Source organism: Pseudomonas sp. C9, from assembly GCF_002000165.1.
Classification (GTDB): domain Bacteria; phylum Pseudomonadota; class Gammaproteobacteria; order Pseudomonadales; family Pseudomonadaceae; genus Aquipseudomonas.
Genome location: NZ_MPAK01000001.1, coordinates 2,514,063 through 2,528,778, shown reverse-complemented (window position 1 = coordinate 2,528,778; position 14,716 = coordinate 2,514,063). Strand labels below are relative to the sequence as shown.

Sequence of the window (14,716 nt, the reverse complement as noted above, 5' to 3'; positions counted from 1 at the left end):
GATTCCTTAAGTTGCCTGAGCAGCGGTGGTGCGTGAGTTTTTGCGTTGACGGCGAACCATTTCGCCCGCCAGTGCCAAGTAGGCAATGGCACCCCGCGATGTCTTGTCGTACGCCAACGCCGGCATGCCATAACTAGGCGCTTCGGCCAGGCGAATGTTGCGCGGAATCACAGTGTCGTAGAGCTGCTCGCCGAAGTGTTCCTTGAGCTGGGCAGATACGTCGTTCATCAGGCTCAGGCGCGGGTCGTACATGGTGCGCAACAGCCCTTCGACTTTCAGGTTCGGGTTCAGCAATTCGGCAATGCGCTTGATGTTATCCACAAGGTCGCTCAGACCTTCGAGCGCAAAGTACTCGCACTGCATGGGGATAATCACCCCATCGGCGGCAACCAGTGCGTTCAATGTGAGCATCGACAACGACGGCGGGCAGTCGATCAAAATGTAATCGTAGTTTTCACGGATCGGCGCCAACGCACTGCGCAGGCGGCTTTCCTTCATCTGCATTTCCAGCAGAACCACTTCGGCTGCCGTCAGGTCGCGGTTGGCCGGCAACAACTGGTAACCACCGTGCTCGGAGAAATGCATGGCCTGGGCCAGGTCGCATTCGCCGATCAGCAGGTCGTAGACCGAGTTTTCCAGACCGTGTTTATCCACACCGCTACCCATGGTGGCGTTGCCCTGTGGATCGAGATCGATCAGCAGCACCCGACGCTTGGTAGCGACCAGGGAAGCTGCGAGGTTGATGCAGGTGGTGGTTTTACCCACACCACCCTTTTGGTTCGCTATCGCGAATACCTTAGCCATTCTTGCTTGTGTTCCCAATCATGCCGTGCGGCGCAGTATCAGCAGATGGCGTTGGCCTTGGCAACCAGGTACGGCCAGGGCGTGTTCGCTATCGAGGTGGAAGTCTGCCGGCAATGCTACCAGCTCATCGGCCGGATGAACGCCCTTCATTGCCAGCCAGCGTGTATCGGCGTCGCCGAGGTGGCGAGTCCAGTTGCTGAAGTTTTCCATGCTGCTGAACGCCCGGGAAATGATCCCGTTGAATGGCTGGGCAGGCTGGAAGGCTTCGACGCGACTGTGGATAACTTGCAGGTTATCCAGTTTGAGTTCGAGTTTGACCTGAGTCAGGAAGCGGGTTTTCTTGCCATTGCTGTCGAGACAGGTCACTTGGGACTCTGGGAACAGGATGGCCAACGGAATGCCCGGCATGCCGCCACCGCTGCCAACGTCCAGCCAGCGACCGTTTTCGACGAACGACATCACGCTCAAACTATCGAGCAAATGACGGGAAACCATTTCGTCCGGATCGCGCACGGCGGTCAGGTTGTAGGCCTTGTTCCATTTGATCAACAGGGCCAGATAACCCAGCAGCTGGGCATGCTGGGTTTCTGTCAGCGTGACACCGAGCTGGCGAGCACCTGTGGATAACTCTTCTGCGTGTTGCGAGGTTACCAACGAACTCAAGCGCTTTGCTCCAACTGACGGCCCGCGCCGCGTTTTTTCAAATGAATCATCAACAGCGAAATGGCTGCCGGGGTGACGCCCGGGATACGTGACGCCTGGCCCAGGGTTTCAGGTCGGGTCGCGCCGAGCTTGCTCTGGATCTCTTTGGAGAGTCCGGAAATATTCGTGTAATCGATATCCACAGGCAGTTTGGTGTCTTCGCTGGCCCGCAGGCGTGCGATTTCATCCTGCTGACGGTCGATGTAACCGGCGTACTTGGTCTTGATTTCGACCTGTTCGGCGACTTGTGGATCTTCTGCGCCCCCACCAGTCACGGCAATCAGACCAGCGTAGTCGATTTCCGGACGGCTCAGCAGGTTGAGCAAATTGTATTCGTGGGTCAGCGGCGTACCGAACTTCTCGGAAATCGCATCGCCCTGCTCGGTGCCCGGGCGAACCCAGGTACTTTTCAGGCGTTGTTCTTCCAGGTCGATGCTTTCGCGCTTCTTGCAGAACGCCGCCCAACGCGCGTCATCGACCAGACCCAGTTCGCGACCTTTTTCGGTCAAACGCAGGTCGGCGTTGTCTTCGCGCAGGATCAGACGGTACTCGGCACGGGACGTGAACATCCGGTACGGCTCTTGGGTTCCGAGCGTAATCAGGTCGTCGACCAATACGCCGATGTACGCTTCGTCGCGACGCGGACACCAGGCGTCTTTGCCCTGGGCGCGCAGCGCAGCGTTGGCGCCGGCCAGCAAACCCTGGGCGCCGGCTTCTTCGTAACCGGTGGTGCCGTTGATTTGCCCGGCGAAAAACAGCCCGCCAATGACTTTGGTTTCCAGGCTGTACTTCAGATCACGCGGATCGAAATAGTCGTATTCGATGGCGTAGCCCGGCCGCACGATGTGGGCGTTTTCCATGCCTCGGATCGATTGCACGATCTGCAATTGCACATCGAACGGCAGGGATGTGGATATCCCGTTCGGGTACAGCTCGTTGGTGGTCAAGCCTTCCGGTTCGATAAAGACCTGATGGCTTTCCTTATCGGCAAAGCGGTGAATCTTGTCTTCGATCGAAGGGCAGTAACGCGGGCCGATGCCTTCGATTTCGCCGGCAGCGGAATACATCGGCGAACGGTCGAGGTTCGCTGCAATGATTTCGTGGGTACGGGCGTTGGTGTGGGTAATCCAGCAGCTGACCTGTTTCGGATGCTGCTCTTTGGACCCCATGAACGACATCACCGGGATCGGCGTATCGCCCGCTTGCTCGGTCATCACCGAGAAATCCACAGACCGGCCGTCGATACGCGGCGGAGTACCGGTTTTCAAACGACCCACACGCAGTGGCAATTCACGCAGACGGTGAGCCAGAGCGATTGATGGCGGATCACCGGCGCGACCGCCGGAGAAATTCTGCAAACCGATGTGGATAAGTCCACCGAGGAATGTGCCAGTGGTCAACACCACGGAATCAGCGAAGAAACGCAGACCCATTTGGGTAACAACACCGCGCACTTGTTCCTGCTCGACGATCAGGTCGTCAGCGGCTTGTTGAAATATCCACAGGTTCGGCTGGTTTTCCAATGCTTCGCGGACAGCGGCCTTGTACAGAACCCGGTCTGCCTGAGCGCGAGTTGCACGCACGGCCGGGCCTTTGCGGCTGTTCAACACGCGAAATTGAATACCACCTTTGTCGGTAGCCATGGCCATCGCGCCGCCAAGGGCGTCGATTTCTTTAACCAGATGGCTTTTACCGATCCCACCAATGGCGGGGTTGCAACTCATTGCTCCGAGGGTTTCCACGTTATGCGTCAGCAACAGGGTTTTCGCACCCATACGTGCTGAGGCCAGTGCTGCCTCGGTACCGGCATGACCGCCGCCGATGACGATCACTTCAAAACGGGAAGGGAAATCCACCACGCACCTCGTGCCTGCTTCAGTTAGGTAATCAGGAATAGTTTGAGCTCAGGTTTCTGGACCTGGTCGACAAGTATAGGGACTTCGCCCTTCCTAAAGAACCCTCTGCACAAAATTTAACCAGCTGTGGAGAAGTCGGGGTTATAGAAATTAAAAAGAAAGAAATTTATTAAATCTTTGTTTTTATGTTTATTTCTACTGAGACACCTTTCTGTGGATAGATCTCTACAGGCCTTTATGTTCAATATGTACAGAGATTCAAAACCCTGTGGTCATGTGCCAATGAGGCCCTTGGATAACCGGTGTAAGCCTGTGGATGAAAGAGGTGGTTATCCACAGGGGCGGTTATCTTCAGTTTTGAGGCCCTGTTATCAACTGCCCTCAGTGGCAGTTATTCACAGGGCTTAATCCACAGAAAAGGCTCGATCGAGTGAATTCGGGGCGCGGGAAAACCGCTCAAGCAGAAAGAATCTGCTCGGTACTAAGGGAAGATTGTTGAAAAGGGAGGGAACAGACAGGCACGAATGGCCTGTCTGTGGACAACGGAAGGACTATTTGCCGATGCAGAAGCTGGAAAAGATTCGTCCCAACAGGTCATCGGAGCTGAATGCGCCGGTGATTTCACCAAGAGAGTGCTGTGCCTGACGCAAATCTTCGGCCAGCAACTCGCCAGCACCTGCCAGGGTCAATTGTGCGCGGCCATGCTCAAGGGATGCGCTGGCATGACGAAGTGCCTCGAGGTGACGCCTGCGGGCACTGAAGCTGCTTTCCGACGTTTGCTCGTAACCCATACAGGCCTTGAGGTGGTCGCGCAGTAATTCCAGGCCATCACCAGCAGATTTGGCACTCAGGCTGATGGTGACGTGGCCATCTTCGCTGACTTCCAGGGCAATGGCTTCGCCCGTCAGATCCGCCTTGTTACGAATCAGCGTGACGTTGGCGGGATCGGGACGCACTTCCAGAAACTCGGGCCACAGCGCGAACGGATCAAGCGCTTCCGGTGCCGTAGCATCGACCACCAACAACACACGATCCGCTTCGCCGATGGCTTTCAACGCGCGTTCGACGCCGATTTTTTCCACCTGATCATCGGTATCTCGCAGACCAGCGGTATCGACCACGTGCAGCGGCATGCCATCAATGTGGATATGTTCACGAAGAATGTCCCGGGTTGTGCCGGCAATCTCGGTCACGATCGCGGCTTCTCGACCCGCCAGAGCATTCAACAGACTGGATTTACCGGCATTTGGCCGACCGGCAATCACCACCGTCATCCCATCTCGAAGCAAGGCGCCTTGCCCTGCTTCATGGAGCACTGTGGATAATTCATTGCGCACTTTGTCGAGCATGGCCAATACATGACCGTCAGCAAGGAAGTCGATTTCCTCCTCTGGAAAGTCGATGGCGGCCTCGACATAGATGCGCAGGCCTATCAGTTGCTCGGTGAGGTTATGCACACGCTGGGAAAATGCGCCTTGCAAGGACCGAAGGGCGTTTCGCGCTGCTTGTGTAGAACTCGCCTCGATCAAGTCGGCAATGGCTTCAGCCTGAGCCAGGTCGAGTTTGTCATTCAGGAAGGCGCGCTCACTGAATTCACCGGGACGGGCGAGACGGCAACCCAGTTCCAGGCACCGTTTGAGCAACATATCCAGAACGATCGGTCCGCCATGGCCCTGCAGCTCAAGCACGTCTTCGCCGGTGAAGGAGTTGGGTCCCGGGAAATACAGCGCGATCCCCTCATCCAGTACCTCCTCGTTTTCGCTGAGGAACGGGCCGTAATGGGCAAACCGGGGTTTCAGTTCCCGACCGCTGATGGCCTTGGCCGCAAGGCTCGCCAACGGCCCGGAAATACGGACGATGCCTACACCACCACGACCTTGGGCGGTGGCAACGGCTGCAATGGTTTCACGAGGAACGCTCATACACCGGTATCCAGACAAAAGTGACAGATAGCAAAACGCCCCACTAGGGGGCGTTTTGAGTGGATATCCACAGTGTAAATCAGGCAGCTGCTTTAGTAGCCGCTTCGATTTTACGAGTGATGTACCACTGTTGGGCGATGGACAGGCAGTTGTTCACAACCCAGTACAGCACCAGACCAGCCGGGAACCACAGGAAGAAGAAGGTGAAGATGATTGGCATCAGCTTCATCACCTTGGCCTGCATCGGGTCCGGAGGTGTCGGGTTCAACTGCTGCTGGATAAACATGGTTGCACCCATGATGATCGGCAGAATGAAGAACGGATCCTTGATCGACAGGTCAGTAATCCACAGCATGAAAGGCGCTTGACGCATTTCAACGCTTTCCAGCAGAACCCAGTACAGAGAAAGGAAAACCGGCATCTGCACGAGGATTGGCAAGCAACCACCCAGCGGATTGATTTTTTCCTTCTTGTACAGCTCCATCATGGCTTGCGACATTTTCTGCCGGTCATCGCCATGTTGCTCTTTCAGTGCGGCCAGTTTCGGTGCCACTGCACGCATGCGCGCCATGGATTTGTAGCTGGCGGCCGACAGAGGGAAGAAAAGCCCTTTGATCAGCATGGTCAGGAAGATGATCGACCAGCCCCAGTTACCGACCAGTGCGTGGATGTGTTGCAGCAGCCAGAAGATAGGCTGGGCAATGAACCACAGAATGCCGTAGTCGACGGTCAGTTCCAGACCTGGGGACAACTCTTTCAGCACAGCCTGGCTTTTCGGGCCGGCGTACAGAACAGCGCTGACTTCAGCTTTCGCACCTGGCGCAACAGTCATTGCCGGGGCGGTATAGCCGATGATGTAGTTGCCTTTGCTGTCTTTACGGGTCTGGACGACATTGTTTTCGCCCTTCGCCGGAATCCACGCGGTCACAAAGTAGTGTTGCAACCAGGCAACCCAACCACCGTTGACGGTTTCTTTCAGCTGAGCCTTGTCCATGTCCTTCATCGACACTTTTTTGTACGGCTCGTTACTTGTCCACAGGGCGGCGCCCAGGTAAGTCGCGGTGCCGGTGGCAGTGCTGGAAGAAGGATCGGAGCTGGCGTCACGCTTAAGTTGGGCGAACATCGCACCCGACCAAGGCTTGGCGCTTTCGTTGTCGATCAAGTAGGAGACGGTTACGTCATACAGGCCACGTTTCAGGGTGAAACGCTTGATGTAGTTGACGCCATCCTTGCTGAACTTCAGGTCTACGACCAATTGGTCCTGACCGTCAGCCAGTTGATAAACCTTCTTCTCCGAGGAATAAACCGGACGACCGGCTGGACTTGCGTCCGGCCCATCAGTGCCAATCAAACCGCTTTGAGCCAGATAAGTCCGCTCATTGCCGTTATCGAACAACTGGAACGGAATTTCCGGATGGTCCTGGCGACGTGGATACAGCGGCAGCGTCAGCTGGGCAACATCACCACCTTGTGGATCGATAGCCAGGTTGAGCACATCCGTTTTGATCTGGATGAGGTCTTTGCTTGCAGCTACTGGTGTTTCAGCAGGTGCAGTGGCACTGGTATCGCTTGCAGCGCGTGGAATGTCGTCACTGACAGAAGCATTATTGCCAGTAGCCGTATCCGGTAGGCCCGGTGCGGTCGTACTGGAAGCAACATTCTGAGTCGGCAGGGCAGCCTGGCCATAGTCCTGGTTCCATTTAAGAACCATAACGTAGGACACGATTGCCAGGGCGACGATCAGGATCGTGCGTTTGATATCCATGATTACTCGGCCATCGAAGAAGAACGGGAGGTAGGGATAGGTGGAACCGGGTCATAACCACCGGGATTCCACGGATGACAGCGACCTAAACGACGAAAGGCCAGCCAGCCACCGCGCAGAAGACCATGATTTTCTATGGCCTCTAACGCGTAGCAGGAACAACTGGGGTAGAAGCGACAGTGGTTGGCCATCAGGGGACTAATGGCATAGCGATAAAACTGGATCGGAACGAGTGCCAGTTTACGCATCGGGACTGTCTACCCCTACAGTTTCGGTTTTGACTGCTGGTACTGGCGTGCTGCGTGCCAGACGCTTCCAGAGTTTGCCGAAATGCTGAATCAATTCGGGGTTTTCTACGTCACCCAAACCTTTGCGCGCGACGATAACGATGTCCCAGCCGACCAGTGAATCCTGGTGCAGACGGAACGATTCGCGCATCAGACGTTTGAGGCGATTGCGCTCAACGGAGAGCTTTACGCTCTTTTTCCCGATAACCAACCCGAGACGGGGGTGATCAAGATCGTTGTTGCGCGCAAGGAGCAGGAGATTTTTCCCCGGAACCTTGCCGGTAGGGGAGTCAAAGACTGCCTTGAAATGCCGGGGAGTAAGCAGACGCTTTTCCCGACTGAAGTCCTGACTCACCTCCAGTGCCGGCTTATCAAACTGCCAGACGCGCACGACCTTTGGCGCGACGACGCGACAGAACGGCACGGCCGTTCTTGGTAGCCATGCGAGCACGGAAACCGTGGGTACGAGCGCGTTTGATAGTGCTTGGTTGGAAAGTACGTTTCATTGTCGTGTTACCTGGTTCGTCCACAACGGGCCGGAATGGCCCCCGTTTTAAGAGACCGGGGATTCTAGAGAAAGCAAGCCTCTAGGTCAATTTCCAACCAGCGTTTCCTTATAAATAGATCTCCAGGCGTTTTGTTCATCGATGGTCATTCGCCAGATATAAGAATAAAGAAGGGAATTATTTAAAGCTTTTCTGTAAAGCTTATAAAAGCTAGGGGGGCGATCATCTGTGGATAACTAGCTTTAAGCCTTCTAATCCGTGATGTACAGAGAATGACAACTACGGTGGAAAACGGTGGTAAGCCTGTGCTGCGCTGTCGGATAAGCTGTGTGTGAAAGGGCTTGTTATCCACAGGCTTGTTATCCACCGAGTTTCGCCCCCACTTGTCCAATGCCCTCAGGACCGGTTATCCACAGAGCTTATGCACAGACCATTGGTCTGCTTTTTGTCGGTTAAGGCGTTGATAATTCATGCCCTGTGCGCAACCTGCATGTGGATAAGTGGGCGTCTGGTCGTTACAATGGCGGCTTGTTTTTGCCTCACCGGCTTTCAACTTAGGGGATATCCGTGTCAGTGGAACTTTGGCAGCAGTGCGTGGAGCTTTTGCGCGAAGAGCTGCCTGCCCAACAATTCAACACTTGGATCCGTCCACTACAGGTCGAAGCCGAAGGCGACGAGTTGCGTGTCTACGCACCGAATCGTTTTGTTCTCGACTGGGTCAACGAAAAGTACCTGGGCCGCGTCCTCGAACTGCTGGATGAGCATGGCAACGGCATGGCGCCGGCGCTGTCCTTATTAATAGGCAGTAAACGCAGTTCAGCACCGCGCGCCGCACCCAATGCTCCGCTGGCTGCTGCAGCGTCCCAGGCTCAGGCTGCTCAAGCGCCGATTAGCGCACCGGCACCCGCTCCGACAGCTGCACCGACCAAGCGGGCTACCCAAAAGGTTGCCGAGGTCAGTGAAGAGCCGTCCCGCGACAGTTTCGACCCGATGGCCGGCGCCAGTTCTCAACAGGCTCCGGTTCGTGCCGAACAGCGTACTGTTCAGGTTGAAGGCGCGCTCAAGCACACCAGTTACCTGAACCGCACCTTCACTTTCGAAAACTTCGTCGAAGGTAAGTCGAACCAACTGGCCCGGGCCGCGGCCTGGCAGGTGGCGGACAATCCCAAGCACGGTTACAACCCGCTATTCCTTTATGGTGGCGTCGGCTTGGGTAAAACCCACTTGATGCACGCTGTGGGTAACCACCTATTAAAGAAGAACCCGAATGCCAAGGTCGTTTACCTGCATTCGGAGCGTTTCGTGGCCGACATGGTCAAGGCGCTGCAACTGAACGCCATCAACGAGTTCAAGCGCTTCTACCGTTCGGTGGATGCGTTGCTGATCGATGACATTCAATTCTTCGCCCGCAAGGAGCGTTCGCAGGAAGAATTTTTCCACACTTTCAACGCCCTGCTTGAAGGTGGCCAGCAGGTCATTCTCACCAGTGACCGCTACCCGAAAGAGATCGAAGGCCTTGAAGAGCGTCTCAAATCCCGCTTCGGCTGGGGCCTGACGGTTGCCGTCGAGCCGCCAGAGCTGGAAACCCGCGTGGCGATCTTGATGAAAAAGGCCGACCAGGCCAAAGTCGATCTGCCACATGACGCGGCGTTCTTCATTGCCCAGCGTATTCGCTCCAACGTCCGTGAGCTGGAAGGCGCGCTGAAACGCGTGATCGCCCACTCGCACTTCATGGGCCGCGACATCACCATCGAGCTGATTCGCGAATCCCTGAAAGACCTGTTGGCGCTGCAAGACAAACTGGTCTCTGTGGATAACATTCAGCGCACGGTCGCCGAGTACTACAAGATCAAGATCTCCGACCTGCTGTCCAAGCGTCGTTCACGTTCGGTCGCACGTCCGCGTCAGGTTGCAATGGCATTGTCCAAAGAGTTGACTAACCACAGCCTGCCGGAAATCGGCGATGTGTTTGGCGGCCGCGACCACACGACGGTTTTGCACGCCTGCCGCAAGATCAACGAGCTTAAGGAATCCGACGCGGACATCCGCGAGGACTACAAGAACCTGCTGCGTACACTGACCACATGATGAACACCAGCGCAGCTTATTAAGGCAAGGGACTAGACCATGCATTTCACCATTCAACGCGAAGCCCTGTTGAAACCCCTGCAACTGGTCGCAGGCGTCGTCGAACGCCGACAGACCTTGCCGGTGCTCTCCAACGTGCTGCTGGTTGTCGAAGGCCAGCAACTGTCGCTGACCGGTACCGACCTGGAAGTCGAGCTGGTTGGTCGTGTGCAACTCGAAGAGCCGGCAGACCCAGGCTCCATCACCGTGCCGGCGCGCAAGCTGATGGACATCTGCAAGAGCTTACCGAATGACGCGCTGATCGACATCAAGGTCGACGAGCAGAAGCTGGTGGTGAAAGCTGGCCGTAGCCGCTTCACCCTGTCGACGCTGCCCGCCAACGATTTCCCTACAGTGGAAGAAGGCCCGGGCTCGCTGACGTGCAGCCTGGAGCAAAGCAAACTGCGTCGCCTGATCGAACGCACCAGCTTCGCCATGGCTCAGCAGGACGTTCGTTACTACCTGAACGGCATGCTGCTGGAAGTGTCGGCCGGCATCATCCGCGCCGTGGCCACCGACGGTCACCGTCTGGCCATGTGCTCGATGAAGGCCGATATCGGTCAGCCGGATCGCCATCAGGTCATTGTTCCGCGCAAGGGCATCCTTGAGCTGGCGCGCCTGCTGACCGAGCCGGACGGCATCGTCAGCATCGTCCTGGGCCAGCACCACATCCGCGCGACCACCGGCGAGTTCACGTTCACCTCGAAACTGGTCGACGGTAAATTCCCGGATTACGAGCGCGTTCTGCCTAAAGGTGGCGACAAACTTGTACTGGGCGACCGTCAAGCGCTGCGTGAAGCCTTCAGCCGTACCGCGATTCTGTCCAACGAGAAGTACCGTGGTATCCGTCTGCAACTGGCCAACGGTCAGCTGAAAATCCAGGCGAACAACCCGGAGCAGGAAGAAGCGGAAGAAGAAGTGGGCGTTGAATACAACGGCGGCAATCTGGAAATCGGCTTCAACGTCAGCTATCTGCTCGACGTACTGGGCGTGATGACCACCGAGCAAGTTCGCCTGATCCTGTCCGATTCCAACAGCAGTGCGCTGGTGCAGGAATCCGACAACGACGACTCGGCTTACGTTGTCATGCCGATGCGCCTGTAATCATGTTCAGCAGAAGCTAGATGTCGCTAAGTCGCGTCTCGGTCACCGCGGTGCGCAATTTGCACCCGGTGACCTTCTCCCCCTCCCCCCGAATCAACATTCTTTACGGCGCCAACGGCAGCGGTAAAACCAGTGTTCTGGAAGCCATTCATCTGCTGGGGCTTGCCCGTTCGTTCCGTAGCAGCCGTCTGTTGCCGGTCATCCAGTACGAGCAATTGGCGTGCACGGTGTTTGGCCAGGTTGAATTGGCCGAGGGTGGACACAGCGCGCTAGGCATCTCGCGCGACCGTCAGGGGGAATTTCAGATCCGCATCGACGGTCAGAACGCCCGCAGCGCGGCGCAACTGGCGGAGATCCTGCCACTGCAGCTGATCAACCCTGACAGTTTCCGCTTGCTTGAAGGCGCGCCGAAGATTCGCCGACAGTTTCTAGACTGGGGCGTGTTCCATGTGGAACCGCGATTCATGTCCACCTGGCAGCGCTTGCAGAAGGCTCTGCGCCAGAGAAACTCTTGGCTGCGACATGGTACACTTGACGCCGTTTCGCAAGCGGTTTGGGACAGGGAACTGTGCCAGGCCAGCGCTGAAATCGATGAATACCGCCGCGCCTATATCAAAGCCTTGAAACCAGTCTTTGAACAGACCTTGAGCGAATTGGTCGAGCTTGAAGGCTTGACCCTCAGCTATTACCGAGGCTGGGACAAAGACCGCGAACTGAGTGCCGTACTCGCTGGGTCCCTTCAACGGGACCAGCAAATGGGTCACACCCAGGCCGGACCACAACGCGCTGATTTGCGTCTCAGACTGGGCGCACATAATGCCGCGGACATCTTGTCCAGGGGTCAGCAGAAGTTGGTGGTCTGTGCTTTGCGGATTGCCCAAGGGCACCTGGTAAGCCAGGCCCGACGCGGACAGTGTATTTATCTGGTGGATGACTTGCCGTCCGAACTGGACGAGCACCACCGACGCGCGCTTTGCCGCTTGCTGGAAGACTTACGCTGCCAGGTCTTTATCACCTGTGTAGATCACGAATTATTGAGGGAAGGCTGGCAGACGGAAACGCCAGTCGCTTTGTTCCACGTGGAACAGGGCCGTATCACCCAGACCCACGACCATCGGGAGTGAAGGCATTGAGCGAAGAAAATACGTACGACTCAACGAGCATTAAAGTGCTGAAAGGCCTGGATGCCGTACGCAAACGTCCCGGTATGTACATTGGTGACACCGACGATGGCAGCGGTCTGCACCACATGGTGTTCGAAGTGGTCGATAACTCGATCGACGAAGCTCTCGCCGGCCACTGCGACGACATCAGCATCATCATTCACCCGGATGAGTCCATCACCGTTCGCGACAACGGTCGTGGCATCCCGGTAGACGTGCACAAAGAAGAAGGCGTTTCGGCAGCCGAGGTCATCATGACCGTGCTGCACGCCGGCGGTAAGTTCGATGACAACTCCTACAAAGTATCCGGCGGTCTGCACGGTGTAGGTGTGTCGGTGGTGAACGCCCTGTCCAAAGAACTGGTCCTGACCGTTCGCCGCAGTGGCAAAATCTGGGAACAGACTTACATCCATGGTGTTCCGAAAGAGCCGATGAAAATCGTTGGCGAAAGCGAAACCACCGGTACCCAGATTCACTTCAAGCCTTCAGAAGACACCTTCAAGAACATCCACTTCAGCTGGGACATCCTGGCCAAGCGGATTCGTGAACTGTCCTTCCTCAACTCCGGTGTCGGCATCGTCCTCAAGGATGAGCGCAGCGGCAAGGAAGAGCTGTTCAAGTACGAAGGCGGCCTGCGTGCGTTCGTTGAATACCTGAACACCAACAAGACTGCGGTCAACCAGGTGTTCCACTTCAACATTCAGCGTGAAGACGGCATCGGCGTGGAAATCGCCCTGCAGTGGAACGACAGCTTCAACGAGAACCTGTTGTGCTTCACCAACAACATTCCACAGCGCGATGGCGGTACTCACCTGGTGGGTTTCCGTTCCGCACTGACGCGTAACCTGAACACCTACATCGAAGCTGAAGGCCTGGCGAAGAAGCACAAAGTCGCGACTACCGGTGACGATGCCCGTGAAGGCCTGACCGCGATCATTTCGGTGAAAGTACCGGATCCGAAGTTCAGCTCTCAGACCAAAGACAAGCTGGTTTCTTCCGAAGTGAAGACCGCGGTCGAACAGGAAATGGGCAAGTACTTCTCCGACTTCCTGCTGGAAAACCCGAACGAAGCCAAACTGGTCGTCGGCAAGATGATCGACGCAGCGCGTGCGCGTGAAGCGGCGCGTAAAGCCCGTGAAATGACCCGTCGTAAAGGCGCGCTGGATATCGCCGGCCTGCCGGGCAAACTGGCTGACTGCCAGGAAAAAGACCCTGCCCTTTCCGAACTGTACCTCGTGGAAGGTGACTCTGCTGGCGGCTCCGCCAAGCAGGGGCGTAACCGTCGCACCCAGGCCATCCTGCCGCTCAAGGGCAAGATCCTGAACGTCGAGAAGGCGCGCTTCGACAAGATGATCTCTTCGCAAGAAGTGGGCACCTTGATCACTGCACTGGGCTGCGGCATCGGCCGCGACGAGTACAACATCGACAAGCTGCGCTACCACAACATCATCATCATGACCGATGCTGACGTCGACGGTTCGCACATCCGTACCCTGCTGCTGACCTTCTTCTTCCGTCAGTTGCCAGAGCTGATCGAACGCGGCTACATCTACATCGCTCAGCCACCGCTGTACAAGGTCAAGAAAGGCAAGCAAGAGCAATACATCAAAGACGACGACGCCATGGAAGAGTACATGACGCAGTCGGCCCTTGAAGATGCGAGCCTGCACCTGAACGAAGAAGCCCCAGGTATCTCCGGCGAGGCGCTTGAGCGTCTGGTGAATGACTTCCGTCTGGTGATGAAGACCCTCAAGCGTCTGTCGCGCCTGTACCCACAGGAGCTGACCGAGCACTTCATCTACCTGCCCGCGGTGAGCATGGAGCAACTGTCCGATCACGCAGCGATGCAGGATTGGCTGGCTCAGTACGAAGTTCGCCTGCGTACCGTCGAGAAGTCCGGCCTGGTTTACAAAGCCAGCCTGCGTGAAGACCGCGAACGTAACGTCTGGCTGCCAGAGGTCGAACTGATCTCCCACGGCCTGTCGAACTACGTCACCTTCAACCGCGACTTCTTCGGCAGCAACGATTACAGGACTGTCGTTTCCCTGGGCGCGCAACTGAGCACCCTGTTGGACGACGGTGCGTACATCCAGCGTGGCGAGCGTAAGAAGCCGGTGACCGAGTTCAAGGAAGCCCTTGAATGGCTGATGGCTGAAAGCACCAAGCGTCACACCATCCAGCGATACAAAGGTCTGGGCGAAATGAACCCGGATCAGCTGTGGGAAACCACCATGGACCCAAGCCAGCGCCGGATGCTCAAAGTGACCATCGAAGACGCCATTGGCGCAGACCAGATCTTCAACACCCTGATGGGTGATGCGGTCGAACCTCGCCGTGACTTCATCGAAAGCAACGCCCTGGCGGTTTCCAACCTGGATTTCTGATCCAGCGAACCTGCCAAACCAAAAAGGCCAACGCTTAGCGTTGGCCTTTTTTATGGACTAAAAACACCTCGATTCAGGTCGTCCACTCCCATAGTT

At 56.4% G+C, this 14,716-nt stretch carries 12 protein-coding genes; 4 read left to right on the top strand and 8 right to left on the bottom strand.

Features of this window, described 5'->3' with window-relative positions:
- Positions 1 to 6: 6 nt before the first annotated feature.
- The 8 genes from BMS17_RS11860 to rpmH all read right to left on the bottom strand — a co-directional run bounded on the left by BMS17_RS11860 (position 7) and on the right by rpmH (position 7,842).
- Positions 7 to 804: a ParA family protein gene (locus BMS17_RS11860; RefSeq protein ID WP_046030909.1), complete on the bottom strand. Its 798-nt coding sequence runs from the start codon at positions 802 to 804 to the stop codon at positions 7 to 9.
- Between the two features lie 18 nt (positions 805 to 822).
- On the bottom strand, positions 823 to 1,467 hold the full coding sequence (gene rsmG / locus BMS17_RS11855; RefSeq protein ID WP_046030911.1) for a 16S rRNA (guanine(527)-N(7))-methyltransferase RsmG: 645 nt from the start codon (positions 1,465 to 1,467) through the stop codon (positions 823 to 825).
- Positions 1,464 to 3,362, bottom strand: a complete 1,899-nt coding sequence (gene mnmG, locus BMS17_RS11850) for a tRNA uridine-5-carboxymethylaminomethyl(34) synthesis enzyme MnmG (RefSeq protein WP_046030913.1) — start codon at positions 3,360 to 3,362, stop codon at positions 1,464 to 1,466. Before mnmG ends, rsmG begins: the two co-directional genes overlap by 4 nt.
- A gap of 551 nt (positions 3,363 to 3,913) precedes the next feature.
- On the bottom strand, positions 3,914 to 5,284 hold the full coding sequence (gene mnmE, locus BMS17_RS11840) for a tRNA uridine-5-carboxymethylaminomethyl(34) synthesis GTPase MnmE (RefSeq protein WP_077430981.1): 1,371 nt from the start codon (positions 5,282 to 5,284) through the stop codon (positions 3,914 to 3,916).
- A gap of 79 nt (positions 5,285 to 5,363) precedes the next feature.
- Complete coding sequence (gene yidC / locus BMS17_RS11835) at positions 5,364 to 7,049, bottom strand: membrane protein insertase YidC (RefSeq protein ID WP_046030916.1); 1,686 nt, start codon at positions 7,047 to 7,049, stop codon at positions 5,364 to 5,366.
- Positions 7,050 to 7,051: 2 nt separating this feature from the next.
- Positions 7,052 to 7,297 (bottom strand): membrane protein insertion efficiency factor YidD, encoded by a 246-nt coding sequence (yidD, locus tag BMS17_RS11830; RefSeq protein ID WP_077430980.1) that lies wholly within the window; start codon positions 7,295 to 7,297, stop codon positions 7,052 to 7,054.
- Positions 7,290 to 7,691, bottom strand: coding sequence for a ribonuclease P protein component (rnpA, locus tag BMS17_RS11825; RefSeq protein ID WP_027926203.1), 402 nt, complete (start codon positions 7,689 to 7,691; stop codon positions 7,290 to 7,292). Before rnpA ends, yidD begins: the two co-directional genes overlap by 8 nt.
- A gap of 16 nt (positions 7,692 to 7,707) precedes the next feature.
- Entirely contained in the window at positions 7,708 to 7,842 is a 135-nt protein-coding gene (gene rpmH / locus BMS17_RS11820) for a 50S ribosomal protein L34 (protein ID WP_003213577.1), read from the bottom strand.
- Between the two features lie 567 nt (positions 7,843 to 8,409).
- On the opposite strand from rpmH, the gene dnaA reads away from it, so the two are divergent.
- From dnaA to gyrB, 4 genes are read left to right on the top strand one after another with little or no spacing between them, the layout of a single operon-like run.
- Entirely contained in the window at positions 8,410 to 9,930 is a 1,521-nt protein-coding gene (gene dnaA / locus BMS17_RS11815; RefSeq protein WP_046030917.1) for a chromosomal replication initiator protein DnaA, read from the top strand.
- A 39-nt stretch (positions 9,931 to 9,969) separates the two neighbouring features.
- Complete coding sequence (gene dnaN / locus BMS17_RS11810) at positions 9,970 to 11,073, top strand: DNA polymerase III subunit beta (protein WP_077430978.1); 1,104 nt, start codon at positions 9,970 to 9,972, stop codon at positions 11,071 to 11,073.
- A 20-nt stretch (positions 11,074 to 11,093) separates the two neighbouring features.
- Positions 11,094 to 12,197: a DNA replication/repair protein RecF gene (gene recF, locus BMS17_RS11805; protein ID WP_008007898.1), complete on the top strand. Its 1,104-nt coding sequence runs from the start codon at positions 11,094 to 11,096 to the stop codon at positions 12,195 to 12,197.
- Positions 12,198 to 12,202: 5 nt separating this feature from the next.
- Entirely contained in the window at positions 12,203 to 14,620 is a 2,418-nt protein-coding gene (gyrB, locus tag BMS17_RS11800) for a DNA topoisomerase (ATP-hydrolyzing) subunit B (RefSeq protein ID WP_046031112.1), read from the top strand.
- Positions 14,621 to 14,716: the final 96 nt, after the last annotated feature.